A 17,190-nucleotide genomic window follows, 5' to 3' on the forward strand; every position below is an offset into this window, starting at 1 on the left:
GTCAGTGACGGGCGATGCGAAGCAGGGCCGCGCGCAGATCCGGGCGGGGCGAGTGCGCGTCCAGCTCGAGCAGGGCGGTCTCGGCTATCGCGGCTACCAACAGGACAGCGACCGGCGCCGCGTCGGTCCAGCCCATCGCCGTGAGGTTCGTGGCGAGCAGGTCGGCGGCGGCGCGGTTGCGGGCGCTCACCTCGGTGGCCAGGCCCGCGTCGGTTCTGGCCTGTACCAGGAGGCCCTTCGTCGCGGGGGCGGCCAGGCAGCCGTCGAGGTAAGCCGCGATCCCGGCCGCGAGGCGTGCTTCGCCGGGCGGCAGGTCGGCGGTCGCCGTGCTGACCTGGTCGTCGAGATCGTCGTGGAAGGCGCGGTGCAGGGCGAGGATGTAGGACTCCCGGCTCGGCCAGTGCTGGTAGAAGCTGCCCTTGGCCATTTTCGCCTCGGCCGCGATCGCGTTGACCGAGAGCTTGCTCAGATTCTCGGTGGCCAGCAGCTGCCTGCCCGCGTTCAAGAGGGCGCGGCGTCCGGGTTCGGCGGATCTCATGGCCGCATTCCAGCACGGTCGGTGAGGAACTCACGCACGGCGTCGAGGAACAACCCGGGTGCCTGTGCGAACGGTTCGTGCCGGGTGGGCAGGACGACGACCTGCGCGTGGGGCAGGGCGCGGGTGATGCCGCGCCGGTTCACCAGCCAGGGATTGGTCGGGTCGTCGCGGCCCCAGACAACCTGGACGGGTAGGCCGGGCAGCAGTGGCGCCGCGGCGGGCAGGTCGACGCGTGGGTCGTCCAGGCTCCGCCAGAGACTGCGGTACACGGCGAGCCGGATCGGATCGGCGGATACCTGGCGGGCCCGCTCGAAGAGAGGGCGAACACCCTCGTTGCGTAGCGAGCCCAAGTACAGCCGCGCGTGCGGGACGACGAAGCGCCGGGCGACCGAAGGGCGGGCGATCAGCCGGAACATGGCTCTGGTCAACGGATTCAGTGGTGCGAAGCCTGCCGACTGCACCAGCAACAGCCCGCGCACCAGATCCGGTGCGCGTTCGGCCAGCCGCACCGCGGCGTAGCCGCCGACACTGTTGCCGATCACGGTGAGCGAACCGAAACCGCGCTGCGCCAACGACTTCGCCACCTCCACAGCGACGTCGCCGAGCGCGTCGACGGTGATGGCGTTCGGGTCGACCACCGTGGACGCGCCATAGCCCGGCCAGTCGACCGCGGCGACGGCCCACGTCGTGCCCAGCGCGGAGACGATCTGATCGAAGTCGCGATGGCCACCCGGATTCGCGTGCAGCAGCAGCAGTCCCGGTGCGTCATCGGGTGAGCATCCGCTCAGGTGGACCGCGATCTCGCCGTACCGCGTGGTGACGGTGAACGGTGTCATGGATCGACGGTAGCCATGACCGACCGGTCGGTCAAGGGTCGGGTCAGGCCTTACGGGCGATCAGCACGTGGTGGGGGATCGGCGGATTCGGCAAGGTGCGCTGCTCCACCGTCAGTCCCGCCGAGCTCAGCGCCGCCACCACCTCGGCAACCGGGCGCAAGGTGAATCCGTAGCGGGTGAAAGGCATGGTGGCCATGGCTTCGGGATCGCCGATGCCGACCACCGCGGTGCCGCCGGGGCGAAGGACGCGGGCGAGTTCGGCGCAGGCGGCCGGGAGGTCGTCGAGGAAATAGATGGTGTTGACGGTGATCGCCGCGTGCAGGCTCGCGTCGGGCAGTGGGAGCGCGGTGAGCGTGCCGTCGGCGAGGACGAGGCGACCCTCCGCGATCTCCACCGCGAAACGGCCACGCGCGCGGGCGCGCATGTCGGGGGAGGGCTCGATGCCGTGCACCAGGCCCTCGGCGCCGACGCGGGCCAGCAGCAACTCCAGTCCCACCCCGCCGCCGAAGCCGATATCGGCGACCGTCGCCGCGGTGGCCGGCACCGCGGCATCGACCGCCGCCGCGATGGCACGCTTGTTTCCGCGATTCAGGACGAACGCCACGCCCTTACCGAGCACACCGTGCGGATTGCCGAGCTGCCCGGCGATTGTCGTGAGCAGGCGATCTTTGACCCCGGTCATGGCGCCATCGTAGGTGGCATTTTCTCGCCGCCGGTCCCGCAGGGTGATCCGAAGACTTCTCCCCGGCCCGGAATTCGGGTTCGATACACATCGTGTCGTCTGCAACCCGCCGCTTCCTCGCCCGCGCCGCCGTCCTGGCCCTCGCCTCGGCGTGCGCCTGGTCGGGTCCGGCCTCGGCCGCGCCGCCGGTGACCGGGCCGCTCGCGGCCAATCCCTTCCTCGGCCCACTCGGGACGGCGACGATGCACGGGGACGCGGGCTCTTCGGATGTGACGCCCCTGGCCGGGCCCGGACCGGGAGCCGGTGTCACGGTGTATCCGCTCGGGGCGGCGTGCCCGACTCTGCTCGAAGGCTCGGATGGCTTGGTGGTCGGGTTGTGCACGGCCATCGCGGGGCAGACGCCGACGGTGTTCCTCTTCGACTCGGGTGTGCCGGGGCCGGTCGGCGGTGCGCTCGCTTCGTTGCCGTTGACCAAGGGCAGCCTGCTCGGCGGGGTGTACGCCTATCTCGACAACGAGGATCGGCTGGTGGTCGTCGACGGCGGGCGGCGGCTCTTGCGGGTGGCGCACGTTCGCGGTGACGACGGTGTGTGGCGGTTGACCGCCTCCGTGCAGGCGGACCTGAGCGGCGCGATTCCGCAGGGCGACAACGTGACCGGGCTGGTTCCCGATTGGTCGGGCAATGTCTGGTTCGCGACGGGACACGGGGTTGTCGGGTTCGCCGGACGGGATGGGCGGATCGGGACGGTCGCGCTGCCGTCCGGGGAACTGGTGGCCAACAGCATCTCGTCCGCGCCCCATGGCGGTGTCGCTGTGGCGAGTACCCACGCGTTGTACGAACTGCGCGCGAAAGCCGGTGAACCCGAGATCCTTTGGCGCGCCGCCTACGATCGTGGGACCGCGCGCAAACCCGGTCAGCTCAGCTGGGGCACCGGCTCCACGCCCACGTACTTCGGGCCGGTGCGCGGCGACGAATATCTCGCCATCGTCGACAATGCGGACGACCGGGTGCGTCTCATCGTGGCGCGCTCCGGTTCGGGGGAGCAGGTCTGCTCCCTCCCGCTCGCCGTCGGCGGCAGCGAGAATTCGCCGATCGGGGTCGGTGCGTCGATCTTCGTCGCCGGTACCTACGGCTACCCGTATCCCACCGTGCCGGAGGGCGCGGGCCCGGCCGTTCCGGCGAGTGCGCCGTTCGGCGGTGGCCTGAGCCGGGTCGACCTCACCGCTGAGGGCTGTGTCCCGGTGTGGGACAGCCCGGTACGCAGCGCGGCCGTTCCGCGACTGTCGCTCGCCGACGGCGGCATCCACACCCTGCGGCGTGTCGGGCCCGATGCGACAACCCCCCTCGACGGATTCGACTATGTCGTTATCGACCCCTCGACCGGCGCCGTACGCACCTCGATTCCGCTGCCCGGCACGGTCGCCGAGGACCCGCTGCAGATGGCCGCGCTCATCACCCGGGGCGGCGCGCTCTGGCAGGGAACCATCACCGGAGTCGTCCGAATCGGCTGAGCCCGTCTCGCGCCCTGAACCGGACCTCGCGCCCGTTTCGGCCGCCCGATGACCACCGTGGCCTGCCGGTATCGCTGTTGCCCCTGCTGAGGGGAGCGGTGGCTCACATGCCCGCTCACACCGCCGGATACTCCTGATTCTCGCAGGTGAGGCGAAGGTCACACTGCCCGTGCAACCTTGTATTCCGGATGTTCTTCTGCCGATTTCTGTCCGTTCGGCGGACCGTTCGCAACCAGTCGTGCGTCCAGTTAGAGCCGATGAATTCGGTGTTTCATGGTGATTGCTGGGCGCACATCTCGTTTGCAAGGCAGTTAACAAACCTGAGGTCTTTTTTAATGTTTCAAGTAGGCGGCAACCGTAATTCCGTTGCCGAAACCCCAGGTGACAGCTATGTCGGGGCCCCAGTGTGATCCGAAGCAACCTTGCCCGACATTCGCGAGCGGGCCCTGTCGAGGGTGCGTGTTTCGTTATCGAAGGTTTGCCCGGGGTGAATTCTCGGTGCCGCCGACTGCTCGGTGAGGGTCGCGCCAGGAGTTTGCTGAAGGTGTGAAAATCAGTGCGTCCACAGGGCATTGCAGGTTCGCAATTCCTACCCCGGACCTGCGCGTTGGGGGTTGCGTGGGCATAACGATTGTGTACAGTTGACGGTAACGCTGGCCGCAGTTCGAGCCCGACTCACTGCGGCCAGCGGAACTCAAATGGGGGAGTTCGTCACCGTCTCTTAACCTTCCGTAGCTGCCGATTGTCCGGTGCTGTTCCGGTGCGGTGTGCTCGGAGTTGTCGGCCTCACAAATGCACGCACAGTTGCGAACTCACGCCCGGTCGAGGGCCTTCGCCGGCGCCATCAGCCACCGATCGGCCGGATCCGCCGCCGTGACCGGCACCACCGCCGCGGCATCCTGTTCCTCGGCCACCCGCCTGCCGATCCCGAAGACGTAGTAGAGGAACAGCGCTTCGGCCGCGAACCCCAGCGCGATCCGTACTGGCGCGGGCAGCGGACTCGGCGTCACGAAGCCCTCCAGCAGGCCACACACCAACAGCACACACACCAGCCCGAGGGCTACAGTCGCGGTCGCACGCCCCTGCCTGGCCATCGCGGCCGCCCTGCTGCGCCGTCCCGGGTCGACCAGCGTCCATCCGAGCTTCAACCCCACCCCGCCCGCGACGAACAGCGCGGTGAGCTCGAGCGTGCCGTGCGGCAGGATGAAGCCGAAGAACGAATCCAGTCGCCCCGCCTCGGCCATCAATCCACCGGTTATCCCCAGATTCAGCGCATTCATGAACAGCGCATACACAGCCGGGAGGATCAGGACGCCGGTGAACAACGCGATCGCCGACACCAGCGAATTGTGTGTCCACACCTTCGCGGCGAAGGCCTCGTTGGGGTGTGCGGAGTAGTACGACTCGAACGAACCGCCAGGTCCGGTGATATCCGACAGGTCGCCCTCCGGAATCCCCAGCGCGTCGCGGGCCGCCGCCGAACGATCCACAAGCACGCCGATCACGCCCGCGACGGCGAGGAAGATCGCGGTTGTCCCCAGCCACCACGGCCAGGCTCTGTACACAGCCGCGGGAAAGTGCCGGGTGAAGAACCGGCCGACTTCGCGCCACGGCTGCGACCGCGCCGCCAGCACCCGCCCGCGGGCCCGCGCCAGCAGCGCGCTCAGCCGGCCGACGAGCTCCGGATCCGGGTGGTGCCCCTGCAATCTCGCCAGCTGCTGCGAGGTGGACCGGTACAGCCGGACCAGCTCGTCGGCCTCCGCGCCGGACAGCTTGCGCTGGCGAACCAGCTGATCGAGCCGATACCACGACCGTTGACGTGCCCAGCTGTAGGCATCGGTGTCCATATCGGGAATGCTAGCCACATGGCTGAATTCACCACCGGCGAAGCGGTGGCGCTCGACCTCCCGATCGCGCGCGTCCCCAGCCGTGCGGGCGCTTTTCTGCTCGACCTGATGCTCCAGCTCGCCCTCGCCGCGACGCTGGAGTACGTCTTGATGATCGTGCTGTTGACCACCGACGCCGACTCCGCCTGGTTCTCGGTGACAGCGGTCATCACGCTGGTGACCGTGCTCATCGCCTATCCGGTGGTCAGCGAAACCGTCTCGCGCGGCCGGTCGCTGGGCAAGCTGGCCTTCGGCTTGCGTGTCGTGCGCGCCGACGCCGGGCCGGTCGACTTCCGGCACGCGCTCACTCGCGGCCTCGCGGGCGCGATTGTGGATTTCTGGATGCTCGGTGCGTTCGGCGCGGTCGCCGTTGTCACGTCGGTGTGTTCGCGCGAGGGCAGGCGGGTGGGCGACGTGCTCGCCGGGACGGTAGTTGTGCACACCCGCCAGACCATGCCGATGCCGTCGCTGGCGGTGGCCCCGCCGTGGTTGACGGGCTGGTCGGCGCAGCTGGATCCGAGCGGGATCTCCGACGAACTCGCCGCGGCGGCACGGCGGTACCTGACCAGGCTGCCCACGCTGACGCCGCCCACACAGCACTATCTGGGCACGCAGCTCGTCGAGTCCCTGTGCGCCGCGCTGCGCTGCCCGGTGCCCGTCGGCTACCCGCCCTATCACGTGCTCGGCGCGATTCTCGCTCGGCGACAGCAGCTTTCACGGGTGTAGCTCCACAGCCTGTGGATGAATCAGCCTGTGCACGAATCGGGTTGTGCGCGAAGCCACCTGTGCACAACCCCGCCTGTGGATGAATCTGTTGGTGAGTCGGTGGATGAACTGTGAGTACCGGTGGAAACTGCGGTTATCCACAACCGTGTGTGGTTGTGCACAATTCGCGATGTCCACCGATCACAGCGAGCCGGACTGCTTGAGCTCCAGGTATTCGTCGGCCAGCGCCTCCGGCAGGCGATCGGGGGCCGCGGCCACCACGGCCACACCGCGCCGACGCAGCGATTCCTGCACGAGCGCACGTTCGGCCAGCACCGTTTCGGCCGCGGCCGCCGTGTAGACCTGCGAACTGTCACCCGCCGCCGCGGCGATGTCGGGATCGATCACGGAGACGATCAGCACCCGATGACGCCGCGTGAGCGTCGGCAGCGCGGGCAGCAGATTCTCGGTGACGGTCGGCCCGTCGAGACCGGTGAACCACACGATCAACGCCCGCCGGCGAACCCGCGAGATCACCGAGCGCACCAGGCCGTCGGTGTCGGTGTCCACCAGCTGTGGAGTAACCCCGGCGAGGGTGTGCATAAGTTTCAAGGGCAGCTGATTGCCGCCCACGCCACTCACTTCCGCGCGGACCCGCCGGTCGAAGGCCAGCAGGTCGACCGTGTCGCCCGCGGCGGCGGCCAGACCACCGAGCAGCAGCGCCGCCTCGATCGCACTGTCGAGCCGCGTTCCCTCACCGACCCGGCCCGCGGCGGCTCGCCCGGTATCCAGGACCATCAGCATGTGCCGGTTGCGTTCCGGCCGCCAGGTCCGCACCAGCACGTCGTTCGCGCGCGCGGTGGCGCGCCAGTCGATACTGCGCACGTCATCGCCCGCCACGTACTCGCGGAACGAATCGAACTCGGTACCCTGCCCGCGCGTATTGGCGACATTGCGGCCCTCGAGATGATGCAGTCGCTTCACCTTCGAACGCAGCAGGCGCTCACTGCGAAACGCGGGCAGCGCGCGCACCCTGGCGGGCACGTCGATCAGGCTCTGCCGTCCGGCCAGACCCAGCGGCCCGAGCAGCCGCACCGTCACCGGGCCCGCGACCCGATCACCGCGATAGGTGGGAGTCAGACTGGTGCGCAAGCGGATTCGGGTGTGCGGTGCCAGATCCAGGTGGTGTTCGCGGATGTCGGCGCGCGCGCTGTCGGGCCAGGCGTCCCACAGCAGGCCGCGCACGGTGGCCGTGCCGGTATTGGTGACCGCCAGCTCCACCTCGGTGCCGCGACCGAGCCGCACCACCGTCAGCGGATCACGGGTCAGCGACAGCGCGTCCGCCCGCGCGGTGAGCGCGACATCGGTCAGCAGCAGCGCCACCAGCAGCGCGCAGGCGCCGAGCACGCCGACCCACGTCGGCACCACGAACATCACCACCGCCGCCGCGACCGTGGCGAGCAGCGCGAACCGGCCTGTGACCACCACGTCGCTAGACCGGAACCGGCACCGAGACCAGCAACGACGAGAGCACACCCTCGGTGCTCACGCCGTCCAGCTCGGCCTCCGGCCGCAACTGCAGACGGTGGCGAAGGACCGCCATCGCCACGGTTTTCACGTCGTCGGGCGTCACGTACGGGCGGCCGTTGAGCCAGGCGAAGGCGCGGGCGGCGGCCAGCAGCGCGGTCGCGCCACGGGTGGACGCGCCGTGCGCGACGGCGGGGGAGGAGCGGGTGGCACGGCACAGATCGACGATGTAGGCCAGTACCTCCGGACTCACCGTCACCTGGCCCACCGCGGCGCGCGCGGCCGCGATGTGTTCGGGTCCGGCGACCGGCCGCAGCCCGGCGGCGCCCAGATCGCGCGGATCGAAGCCGCTCGCGTGGCGCTGCAGGATGCGGAACTCGTCGTCGCGGTCGGGCAGCCGGATGTCGACCTTGAACAGGAACCGGTCGAGCTGGGCCTCGGGCAGCGGATAGGTGCCCTCCTGCTCGATCGGGTTCTGGGTGGCGACCACCACGAACGGATCGGGCAGCGCACGCGGCTGACCGTCCACCGACACCTGGCGCTCCTCCATCGATTCCAGCAGCGAGGACTGGGTTTTCGGCGGGGTGCGGTTGATCTCGTCGGCCAGCAGCAGATTGGTGAACACCGGACCCTTGCGGAAGGTGAACTCGGCCGAATGCGGGTCGTAGATCTGGGATCCGGTGACATCGCCCGGCATCAGATCCGGGGTGAACTGCACGCGTGCGTGCTCGAGCGCCAGCGAGGTGGCCAGCGCGCGCACCAGCAGCGTCTTCGCCACGCCGGGAACACCTTCCAGCAGCACATGGCCGCGGCACAGCAGGGCGAGCACGAGGTACAGCACGGCCTGGTCGTTGCCGACCACCGCCTTGCCGATCTCGGTGCGCAGTGCGGCCAGTGCCGCCGCGGCCTCCTGCGCGCTCGGTGTCTCGAGCAGCACAGCGTCCTTGGAAATATTTGTCATCCGAGCTCCGTCTCGATCCATTCGAGGTGTGCGGCAATGTAAAGCAGGGTTGTCTCGTCCGGCACGTCACCGAACAGGACAGTGCCGATCTGCTGACCGGGTACGCCGAGACGGCTGGACGCGGCCTCGACGAGTTGACCGTCGGTGAGCTCGCCGCCCAGCCGTGCCTTGATCCGGCGCAGTGTCGCCGTGCGCAGGATATGGGCCACATGGGCCACGTCGCCGGAGCGGCGATACAGGCCGGCCTGCCCCGCGAGCAGTTCGTTCGCGGGGACCTCGACCGGGCGCGGCTCGCCGACCAGCGCGCCACGCCGACGCGCCCGCCACCAGATCAGCGCCGCGAAGGCGAGCAGGAACTGCAAGCCGCCGAACGCCAGCCAGCCGGGCAGGCGGGTGAAGATCGAGTCCTTGCCACTGCCGAAATCGAGGTCGTTGTCGTCGGGGGGTGGCTCCGGCGGGTCGGGTGGGTTGGGCAGATCGGGCGGATGCGGCGCGGTGGGGGCGCCGCACGACTGCATGGTGGCGTAGACCAGCAGGGCGATGGCGAGTCCCGCCGCGAGCACCGCCCAGAAGCGGGGGCTGCGCAAGATCGGGGGCAGCGGCGGAAGCTTCCTGCGCTGCTTGGGTTCTCGCTCCACGACCTCGACCTCGAGCGGTTCGAGGACGGGGGGTGGCGCGGATTGGGAGTACCGGTCGGCGTATTCGAGGCGGCGGTACTCGTCCTCGGTGGCCGTGCGTCCGCCGTAGACGACTTCGTCGAAACTGCGTGCCGCCGGGTGCAATTCGGTGGACTGCTCCAGCGGCAGTGCCGTGGTCGCGTCGTCGGCGGTCTCCTGCGCGGTGCGCGAGCGGCGCACCGGCAAACTGCCGTCCTGTTCGAGGCCGCGCAGCACGGCGCGGAAGCGTTCGCGCAGGGCACGGTCGTAATCGCGGCGGCCCGCGGCATTCTCGGCGGCGGCGCGATGCTCGGCGGCGGCGCCGAGACGAGGCCGCGGTGGGACGCCGTCAGGGAACTCGGTCACCGGCGATCACCGGGAATCCGAATGTCCATGCCTTCGCGCACACACCGCCGGCTGATGTAGCAGAGCACGCGGCTGGTCGCCTCGACGATCTCGCTCACGGTCACCACCAGCAGGAAACCGCCGACGAGCAGGGTGATGACAGCCCAGCGATGAGTGCCGGAGAAGTCGGAGAGAAAGAACGGAATACCGAACGCGGGCACCGCGAGGACCGCGAAGATGCACCGCTGGGTGAGCCACAGACCCGCGGTCGACCAGTCGGCACCGTGCACGAGCTCCTTCGAACGGGCAACGCCCACACCGAAACCCGCGTGCTCGGCCACGATCGCCGGCTCGGTGACGAACCGCCGCGCCCGCACACACGAAAGCCAGATCAGCGCGAACGGATAGGTGATCACCAGAATGCTGCCGAGCAGCAGCACGCCGATCCCGGTGAGCGTGAACATGATCTGCGCGAGCACCAGCGGCGTCGCCCGCCTGCCCGCGGCCCGCAACCCGTCGAGCACGCCGTAACGCACCCCGTGGAAGTCGGCGAGCGCGATGGCGACGGTCGTACCGCGCAGGACCAGCCGCACCAGCCACACCGCTGCCGCGGTCGCCAGGACCGCCGCCCACGCCGTGCCCGCGTCGGAGCCGTCGGTGAGATGGGAAACCAGGCCCGTGAGCCCGAGCACGCCGAGCACCGAGAGCACCAGCGCACTGCCGCCGAGCACCGCGAAGGCCCGAAGATGGGCCTGGATCAGGGCGAACGGCTCATCGAGCAATTCGCGGAAACGCAAGGGGCGGATCGGCACCGTCGGCGGTGTTGGCGGCCCCGGCGCAGGCGCCCGTGCCGGATCGACTCCCGCCCCGACGGCGCCAACCGTTTCGACGGCGGGACGCACGGGCCCGAGTGTAGTCAATCCCACCCGAACCGCCCGGTCACTCGTACTGCGTCGGGGGACTCGACCCGCCCTCGCCGCGCAGGCCGGCCCGGGTGATCCCGCGGTGTCCCTATCGAACGTCAGCAGATCCACGCCCGGCGGAGGCGCCCTCGCCGGCCCGCTCGGACAGCCTCGGCAGCGCAACCTGCGTGGGCGTCAAACGCCCACGCAGCGTGACCGTCTCACCGAGAATCCACTGCGCGGATTCGTGGTCGGCCGCAGTGGCAAGCGTGGTCGCCGAGGTGAGCAATCGCTCGTCGTACTGCTTGGACAGCTCACACAGCCGAGCGGCCTCGTTCACAGCGTCACCGATCACCGTGAATTCGTACCGGTTGTGCGTGCCGACATTGCCCGCCACCACCCGGCCCGCGGCGACGCCGATCCCCGCGTCGAGATCGGAGGCATCGCGCAACCGGCGCTGGATCGCCCGGCCGCACGACAGCGCCGACCCGGCCAGGTCGTCGAGGGGAGCGGGGGTGCCGAACACGGCCAGCGCCGCGTCGCCCTCGAACTTGTTGAGCAGCCCCCCGTGCCGTTCCACCTCGTCGACGACGATGTCGAAGAACCGGTTGAGAATGCCCACGATCTCGGGCGCGGGCAGGGTGGCCGCCATCGTGGTGGAGCCGATGATGTCGATGAACAGGGCCGCTGCCTCGGTTTCGGTGCCGCCGAGCACCGGCTGGGAGGCGATCGCCGCCATCGCGACATCGTGGCCGACATGCTTGCCGAACAGGTCCTCGATCATCGCCCGCTCGCGCAGCCCGTGCACCATCGTGTTGAAGCCGCTCTGCAGTTCGCCCAGTTCGGTGCCGTCGTAGAGGGCGATCTCGGCGTCGAGGTCACCGTTCTCCACGCGGCGCAGCGCCTGCCGCACACCCTTGATCGGGGCCACCGTCGCCGCGACGACCTGGGCCATCAGGATCAATCCGAACACCAGTGCGGAGCCGCCGAAGCTGAGCATGCACACCGCCAGCCTGGCCTTGCTCACCGCGGGATCGGCCAGCGCCCACACCGCCACCGTCATCGTGAGCGTCACCGGGACGCCGACACCGACGAACCACGACAGCATGGTCCGGCCGAACACGCCGATGCCACGGCGGCGGTGCGGGTCGGCGGCCAGTACGCGGGCGGTCACCGGGCGCAGCGCGAATTCGATGATCAGGTAGCTGTTGGCGCACACCACGATCGCCGCGGCGCCGATCGCGAGGACGACCTTGGGGATCAGCGCCGGTTCGAGCACGCCGTAGACAATGGTGAGCACGGTCAATGTCAGCGTCCACAGGAGGGCCTGCTGCAGCACCATCCAGCGCGGCGCCGACACGGTGACCTGCTGTTCGGCCGGCGTCGGCACATGCTCGGGATCGGTGGCCCAGCCCATCGATCGCACACCGGCCACAGTGCCCCACACGGTGCCGACCGCCAGCGCGAGGGCGGCGCACAGCGGCGTGAAGACACTGTTGACCAGCAGGAGTTGCCGAGTGAACACGGTGGGACCCGGTAGCACGAAGCCCGCGAGCACCACCACCATGGTGATGCCGATCAGATTGGCGATGAGCAGCGGAACGGTGAGCAGCAACTGCACCCGAACGCGCCGGATCTTCGATGCCTCGTCGACCGGCCCGAGCAGCGGGGAGCCCCACGGCGCTGATCGTGCCGCGCCTGCCGGTCCATCGCGGTTGATCACTTCTGCACTGTAAACCGGCGAACCCGGTATCGGCCACAGGGTTGCGTAGGTCACTGTGCAGGTCAGGTTGCTATACCAACTGGTCGAACCGGGTTTTGTGACTACCTACCGTCCTGTCGGCCGTTGGGTCACCCACAGGGTTGTTCGGTGTACAAGTGTCCACTCAATGTCGCAGCAGGTGGTCGACGACGGCGCGGTAGCGCGCGGGTTCGATCTGCGGCAGGCCGAGCAGGGCGCGCAGGTAGACCCCGTCGCCCACCAGGCGGATGGTGTCGGCACGGACGGGGTCGTCCACCTCGGTCTCGAGATTGTCCGACCAGGCCGCCATCACCGCGTCGAGCGCGCGCTGCACCTCGTCGGGTTCGCTGCCCGCCGACGCGTCGATTGTGCGCATGGTCGCCAGTAGTGAGCGGTACAGGGCGAGTTCGACGGCGTCGTCCTGCGCGGTGGGGTCGGGCGTCTGCAGGTACCACTCGGCGATCGAGCTTCCGCTCGCCGTGGCTTCGCCGAGTTGGGTGCGCGCACGCTCACCGAGCCGCTGGACGAGGCCGACGAGCAGCGCGTCCTTGCTCTTGAAGTGGTAGAGCAGCCCACCCTTGGACACGCCCGCCGTGGCGGCGACGTTGTCGAGGGTCATCTGGGCCGCGCCGCGTTCGAGCAGCAGGGTCTCCAGGGCGTCGAGGATGCGATCGCGGGTGTCAGAGCTCACGGCAATCACTGTACCGTCTGGACGGTTTTCTTGTTACTGTACCGTCTGGACGGTTTACCAACCTGGAAAGACGAGAGACCGATGAACACCCCCACCGTGCTCACCCCGCCGCGTGCCACCCCGCGTGAGTGGGCGGGCCTCGGCGTCCTCGCCCTCGCCCTGCTGCTGCTCGCCGTGGACGCGACCGTGCTGGATCTGGCCGTGCCCGCGATCAGCGCCGACCTCGCCCCGAGCACGCCACAGCTGCTCTGGATCATCGACGTGTACTCGTTCGTGCTCGCCGGTCTGCTGGTGGTGATGGGCAATCTCGGCGACCGGGTCGGCAGGCGCAAGCTCCTGCTGATCGGTGCGGTCGGCTTCGGCATCGCCTCGGCGCTGGCCGCGTGGGCGGTGTCGCCGGAGATGCTGATCGCGGCGCGCGTCCTGCAGGGCATCGCGGGCGCCACGCTGATGCCCGCCACGCTCGGCCTGATCCGATCGATGTTCCAGGACCCGCGTCAGCGCACCGTGGCGATCGGCGTGTGGAGCGCGATGGCCGGTGGCGGCGCCGCGGCCGGTCCGCTGGTCGGCGGCTGGCTGCTCGAGCACTTCTGGTGGGGTTCGGTGTTCCTGGTGAACCTGCCGGTGATGCTGGTGCTGCTGGCGCTGACCCCGCTGCTCATCCCCGAATCACGTGACCCGAACCCGGGCCGGTTCGACGCGCTGAGCGCGCTGCTGTCGATGCTGGCGCTGGTGCCGGTGGTCTACGCGGTGAAGGAAACCGCGGCGCACGGTCCGGCGGCGGGCGCGCTGCTGGTCGGCCTGGTCGGTGTGGTCTCGGCCGTGCTGTTCGTGCGCAGGCAGCGTCGCCTGACCGATCCGATGCTCGACCTGCGGCTGTTCGAACTGCCGAGGTTCCGGGTGGCGGTGTTCACCAATCTGCTCGCGGTGTTCGCGCTGGCAGGCGTGCTGTTCTTCGGCTCGCAGTATCTGCAACTGGTGCTCGGCCGCACGCCCCTGGAGGCGGGTCTGCTGATGCTGCCGGGGCTGGTGGCGAGCGTGCTCGGTTCGCTGGCGGCGGCCTGGCTCGTGCGGCGCTGGCGTGCGGCGCTGGTGCTGGCCGGTGCGCTGGTCGTCACCGCGATCGGCGCGGCGGCCTTCCTCGCGGTCGACGCGGTGAGCGGCGCCGAGGCATTCGTGCTCGGTTTCGTCGGCATCGGTCTCGGCGCCGGTGTGGCCATGACCGTGGCCGCCGACCTGGTCGTCGGATCGGCGCCGGAGGAACGCGCCGGTGCGGCCGCGGCGATCTCGGAGACCGCCTACGAGACGGGTCTCGCCCTCGGTGTCGCCCTGCTCGGCAGCACCGTGATGGCGATCTTCCGGCGCGGCCTCGACGTGTCCTTACTGCCGGATGAGGCGGTGGCGGCGGCGTCGGGTTCGCTCAGCGGCGCGGTCGAGGTGGCCGGTGAGCTGCCCGCGGCGGTGGCGGCGGAGTTCCTGTCATCGGCGAATCAGGCGTTCGTCAGCGGCATCCATCTGACGGTGCTCGGCATCGTCGCGGTGCTGTTGTTCGCGGCCTACAGCGCCGTGCGAACGAAGACCACCCGAGGCTGAGCCGAGGTGGCCGGCAGCGGGCTGCCGGCCACCTCACATGCTCAGCGGGCGGGCGGCAGCTGACGCCGGTTGCCGGGGAGTTCGTTCGCGGTGCCGCCGGCGAGCTCGTCGTGGCCCTGCGCCTCGGGCAGGCCGTTGCCCTGACCGGCGGGCAGCGCGGTGTAGTTCGGCGCCGAGGGGTACTGACGCGGGTCCGGGTGGAAGCGGCTCGACGGCGCGTCGACCACGTTCGAGGCGATCTGCTGGGCGTAGGGCTGGTACGGCTGCTGGTACTGCTGCTGCGGGTAGGCGCCGGGCGGCAGGAAACCCTGCGCGGGCTGACCCTGCACCTGATAACCGGCGGGGACCTGCTGTTGCTGCGCGGAATCCTGGGTGTCGACGGTGACCTTGCGCGTGCGGCGCAGCGTGAACGTCACCTCTTCGACCTCTTCGAACGCCTGTCGCGCGGTCCGCATCGGGTGGGTGGCCGAGTCGAAGGCATTGGCCACGAACGCCGGTACCAGCGGACGGATCCAGCGGGCGGCGGTGTCGGTGAACGGCACCGTCCCGATGATCGGCAACTCCAGCCCGCCACCGCCGGCCGGCGCCTGCGCGGGCGGCTGCGGCGCGGGCGCCTGGTGGGTGGGGACGAGAGTCCCCGCGGTGCCGGCAGGCAGCGCGTGCTGGACGTACCCGGCGGGCAGCTGCGATGTCACGTTCGGCTCCAGAGACACGGAGTCGTCCTTTCGATGCGGCTCGGTGAACCCGAGCTCGAAACCGCCGATCGCGGCGATGATCCTGGTGCGCTGACGTTCTCGATCGATCACGGTATCGGCTTCGATGGCCAGCTGCGCGGCGGTGAGCTCGTGTTCGGCGCGCAAGGCGGCGGTTTCGGTGCGCACCTCGGCGCGTTTCACCGCGATGGCGGCGTCGGCCTCGCGCTGGGCCCGATCGGCCACCTCCGCGGCGTCCACCCGGCGGTCGAGCGAGGTTTCCCCGCGCCACCAGCGCAGCAGCAGCGGCAGCAGGGCCACGACGATGCCCGCGAGCAGGATGAGCAGGCGCAGCGCCGCGGCGCCCGCGTGCGAGGAGGTGTAGCTGTTCATGGCCAGCCAGCGGGCGCCCAAGCCACGGTCGCCTTCGGCGAACGCCGTGGTCCGCGCGGTGGCGAGCGCGGCGGATTCGGTGCGAACTCGCTGGTCGAGGCCCTCGATGCGGCCCTGCGCCGTGGTGAGCTGTTTGCGGGCGTCGTCGAGCATGTCGTTGGCGGTCTGGGTTTCCGGACCGCGACCCGGCACCCCGGTGATCCTGGTCTGCGGGCATTCGGCGGTGGGGTTGTACTCGCACCGGGCGATCACCAACGCGCGGTCGATGTCGGCCTGCGACTTGGCGATGCTCAGATCGAGCGCGCCACGATCGGCGGTGGCCAGGTCGAACGCGGTGCGCGCGGCCACCACGGCGGGCGCGTTCTCGGCGCTCGCCTGGGCACGCACATCCAGTTCCCGGTCGACGGTCCCGCCGAGCAGCACGGTGGCGGCGAGTTCGGCGACGAAGACCCCGGCCAGCACCCCGACCCCGATCCGGGCCGCGATACCGAACCGATCGTCGTCTGCACCGGGTCGCGTGGTCGCCAGCGCCCGGCCGAGCGCACCGGCGGCGGCCGCGATGACCAGCGCGAACAGCACCGCCCCGAGCACGCCCGCGTCGGCGGCGAGCACTGCCGACAGCGCGACGAGACCGGCGATCACCGCGAACAACGACACGGCGGCACCGGTGACGAGATAACGGCCCTGTTCATGGCTGAAAGCCAGGTCGGCGCCCGATTCGTGGTCCCGGCGCCGTGGCGAGGCGAGGCCTCCGCCGAGCCAGGTGAGTAAGCCGGTCATGAGTTCTCCCCGGGTCGTGCGCTCCACTGGGCATGGCGAAACTGGTAGGTCAGGCGAAACTGGCATGGATTCGTTGTGTCAGCGTGACAGGCCGGACACCGACACACCGAGTGGCGAGGTGCTGCTTGTGGTCAGCCTCACAGTCGCAGGGGCCTACTTATTGCGCTGACCGGAATATTTCTGTGCCGACCTCGGCGTGTCGTGCGCGGCGAGCCGGGCCGCACCGGCGTCCGCGCCCGATTTGTGTCGAACGACACTGCCAGAAGTTTGCCAGCGGTGTGCTGTGGCGCACATTTCGCAATACAGACCGTACGGTCGGCTGACTGGAGCGCTTGTGGGGGCCCGTGTCGGGAATATCTCACAGTCCCCACCCCCGGTTAGCGGAGGTGGGAGGTTTGACCAGGGCATCTGCAGGGAAATCTGCTGCGGTGCAGGTGAGTTCAGCTTTCGGCCCCCGGCCGACGGCGGAACCGAGTCCGCTCGCCCACGGTGTTCACGCAGGTAGGCGGGGGTTGTCCGGGATCGATCCGGTCCCCGGTCTGCTTTACACTGGACGACGCGCGCGACGATGCAAGCAGCCGTTACAAACCCCAGCTAGACGGGTTACTTAGCACAACCTTAGTTGGTTGGGTCTGCGGTCTGACTTATCGTTTGCTCTTACGCCGAACGCACCCAGTTCGGCACAACCACCTGTTCGAGGTCCGGTGAAACCGGGCCAAGAGTAGCGGGTGAAACCCCGCGCAGAGGTAAG

At 69.5% G+C, this 17,190-nt stretch carries 14 protein-coding genes; 3 read left to right on the plus strand and 11 right to left on the minus strand.

The genetic code is table 11. The features are described 5' to 3' along the window. Position 1 precedes the first annotated feature (1 nt). The 3 genes from ACFWFP_RS18570 to ACFWFP_RS18580 are packed head-to-tail and all read right to left on the minus strand — an operon-like array spanning position 2 to position 2,056. Positions 2-538, minus strand: coding sequence for a TetR/AcrR family transcriptional regulator (locus ACFWFP_RS18570; protein ID WP_379296528.1), 537 nt, complete (start codon positions 536-538; stop codon positions 2-4). Next, entirely contained in the window at positions 535-1,374 is an 840-nt protein-coding gene (locus ACFWFP_RS18575) for an alpha/beta fold hydrolase (RefSeq protein ID WP_379296530.1), read from the minus strand. Before ACFWFP_RS18575 ends, ACFWFP_RS18570 begins: the two co-directional genes overlap by 4 nt. Positions 1,375-1,417: 43 nt before the next feature. After that, complete coding sequence (locus tag ACFWFP_RS18580; RefSeq protein WP_379296532.1) at positions 1,418-2,056, minus strand: class I SAM-dependent methyltransferase; 639 nt, start codon at positions 2,054-2,056, stop codon at positions 1,418-1,420. Between the two features lie 92 nt (positions 2,057-2,148). Here ACFWFP_RS18580 and ACFWFP_RS18585 point away from each other — a divergent pair, with 92 nt between their 5' ends. Then, positions 2,149-3,567 (plus strand): hypothetical protein, encoded by a 1,419-nt coding sequence (locus tag ACFWFP_RS18585; RefSeq protein WP_379296534.1) that lies wholly within the window; start codon positions 2,149-2,151, stop codon positions 3,565-3,567. An 812-nt stretch (positions 3,568-4,379) separates the two neighbouring features. On the opposite strand, the gene ACFWFP_RS18590 is transcribed toward ACFWFP_RS18585, so the two are convergent. Then, the gene (locus tag ACFWFP_RS18590; RefSeq protein ID WP_379296536.1) at positions 4,380-5,414 is read right to left on the minus strand and encodes a stage II sporulation protein M; all 1,035 of its coding nucleotides are present in this window, start codon (positions 5,412-5,414) and stop codon (positions 4,380-4,382) included. 18 nt (positions 5,415-5,432) lie between these two features. On the opposite strand from ACFWFP_RS18590, the gene ACFWFP_RS18595 reads away from it, so the two are divergent. Next, positions 5,433-6,179, plus strand: coding sequence for an RDD family protein (locus tag ACFWFP_RS18595; protein WP_379296538.1), 747 nt, complete (start codon positions 5,433-5,435; stop codon positions 6,177-6,179). 180 nt (positions 6,180-6,359) lie between these two features. Here ACFWFP_RS18595 and ACFWFP_RS18600 read toward each other — a convergent pair whose 3' ends face one another. The 6 genes from ACFWFP_RS18600 to ACFWFP_RS18625 all read right to left on the minus strand — a co-directional run bounded on the left by ACFWFP_RS18600 (position 6,360) and on the right by ACFWFP_RS18625 (position 12,981). Further along, positions 6,360-7,646, minus strand: coding sequence for a DUF58 domain-containing protein (locus ACFWFP_RS18600; RefSeq protein ID WP_379296540.1), 1,287 nt, complete (start codon positions 7,644-7,646; stop codon positions 6,360-6,362). A gap of 4 nt (positions 7,647-7,650) precedes the next feature. Then, positions 7,651-8,646 (minus strand): AAA family ATPase, encoded by a 996-nt coding sequence (locus ACFWFP_RS18605; protein ID WP_379296542.1) that lies wholly within the window; start codon positions 8,644-8,646, stop codon positions 7,651-7,653. Next, positions 8,643-9,668, minus strand: coding sequence for a DUF4129 domain-containing protein (locus ACFWFP_RS18610; RefSeq protein ID WP_379296544.1), 1,026 nt, complete (start codon positions 9,666-9,668; stop codon positions 8,643-8,645). The genes ACFWFP_RS18605 and ACFWFP_RS18610 overlap by 4 nt, the downstream gene beginning before the upstream one ends. Next, positions 9,665-10,549, minus strand: coding sequence for a hypothetical protein (locus ACFWFP_RS18615; protein ID WP_379296546.1), 885 nt, complete (start codon positions 10,547-10,549; stop codon positions 9,665-9,667). The genes ACFWFP_RS18610 and ACFWFP_RS18615 overlap by 4 nt, the downstream gene beginning before the upstream one ends. Before the next feature lie 109 nt (positions 10,550-10,658). Further along, positions 10,659-12,272 (minus strand): adenylate/guanylate cyclase domain-containing protein, encoded by a 1,614-nt coding sequence (locus tag ACFWFP_RS18620; RefSeq protein WP_379296548.1) that lies wholly within the window; start codon positions 12,270-12,272, stop codon positions 10,659-10,661. A gap of 163 nt (positions 12,273-12,435) precedes the next feature. Further along, the gene (locus ACFWFP_RS18625; protein WP_379296550.1) at positions 12,436-12,981 is read right to left on the minus strand and encodes a TetR/AcrR family transcriptional regulator; all 546 of its coding nucleotides are present in this window, start codon (positions 12,979-12,981) and stop codon (positions 12,436-12,438) included. Between the two features lie 81 nt (positions 12,982-13,062). On the opposite strand from ACFWFP_RS18625, the gene ACFWFP_RS18630 reads away from it, so the two are divergent. Continuing rightward, positions 13,063-14,574, plus strand: a complete 1,512-nt coding sequence (locus tag ACFWFP_RS18630) for an MFS transporter (RefSeq protein ID WP_379296552.1) — start codon at positions 13,063-13,065, stop codon at positions 14,572-14,574. A 41-nt stretch (positions 14,575-14,615) separates the two neighbouring features. On the opposite strand, the gene ACFWFP_RS18635 is transcribed toward ACFWFP_RS18630, so the two are convergent. After that, positions 14,616-16,439, minus strand: coding sequence for a DUF4407 domain-containing protein (locus ACFWFP_RS18635; protein ID WP_379296554.1), 1,824 nt, complete (start codon positions 16,437-16,439; stop codon positions 14,616-14,618). Positions 16,440-17,190 lie beyond the last annotated feature (751 nt).

Source organism: Nocardia sp. NPDC060249 (genome assembly GCF_042728755.1).
In the GTDB taxonomy this organism is placed as follows: domain Bacteria; phylum Actinomycetota; class Actinomycetes; order Mycobacteriales; family Mycobacteriaceae; genus Nocardia.

Bases quoted from the DNA above. Each gene is read 5' to 3' on its own strand.
- ACFWFP_RS18570 (WP_379296528.1), bottom strand. From the start codon at position 538: ATGAGATCCGCCGAACCCGGACGCCGCGCCCTCTTGAACGCGGGCAGG.
- ACFWFP_RS18605 (WP_379296542.1), bottom strand. From the start codon at position 8,646: ATGACAAATATTTCCAAGGACGCTGTGCTGCTCGAGACACCGAGCGCG.
- ACFWFP_RS18630 (WP_379296552.1), top strand. From the start codon at position 13,063: ATGAACACCCCCACCGTGCTCACCCCGCCGCGTGCCACCCCGCGTGAG.
- ACFWFP_RS18580 (WP_379296532.1), bottom strand. From the start codon at position 2,056: ATGACCGGGGTCAAAGATCGCCTGCTCACGACAATCGCCGGGCAGCTC.
- ACFWFP_RS18595 (WP_379296538.1), top strand. From the start codon at position 5,433: ATGGCTGAATTCACCACCGGCGAAGCGGTGGCGCTCGACCTCCCGATC.
- ACFWFP_RS18590 (WP_379296536.1), bottom strand. From the start codon at position 5,414: ATGGACACCGATGCCTACAGCTGGGCACGTCAACGGTCGTGGTATCGG.
- ACFWFP_RS18575 (WP_379296530.1), bottom strand. From the start codon at position 1,374: ATGACACCGTTCACCGTCACCACGCGGTACGGCGAGATCGCGGTCCAC.
- ACFWFP_RS18635 (WP_379296554.1), bottom strand. From the start codon at position 16,439: ATGACCGGCTTACTCACCTGGCTCGGCGGAGGCCTCGCCTCGCCACGG.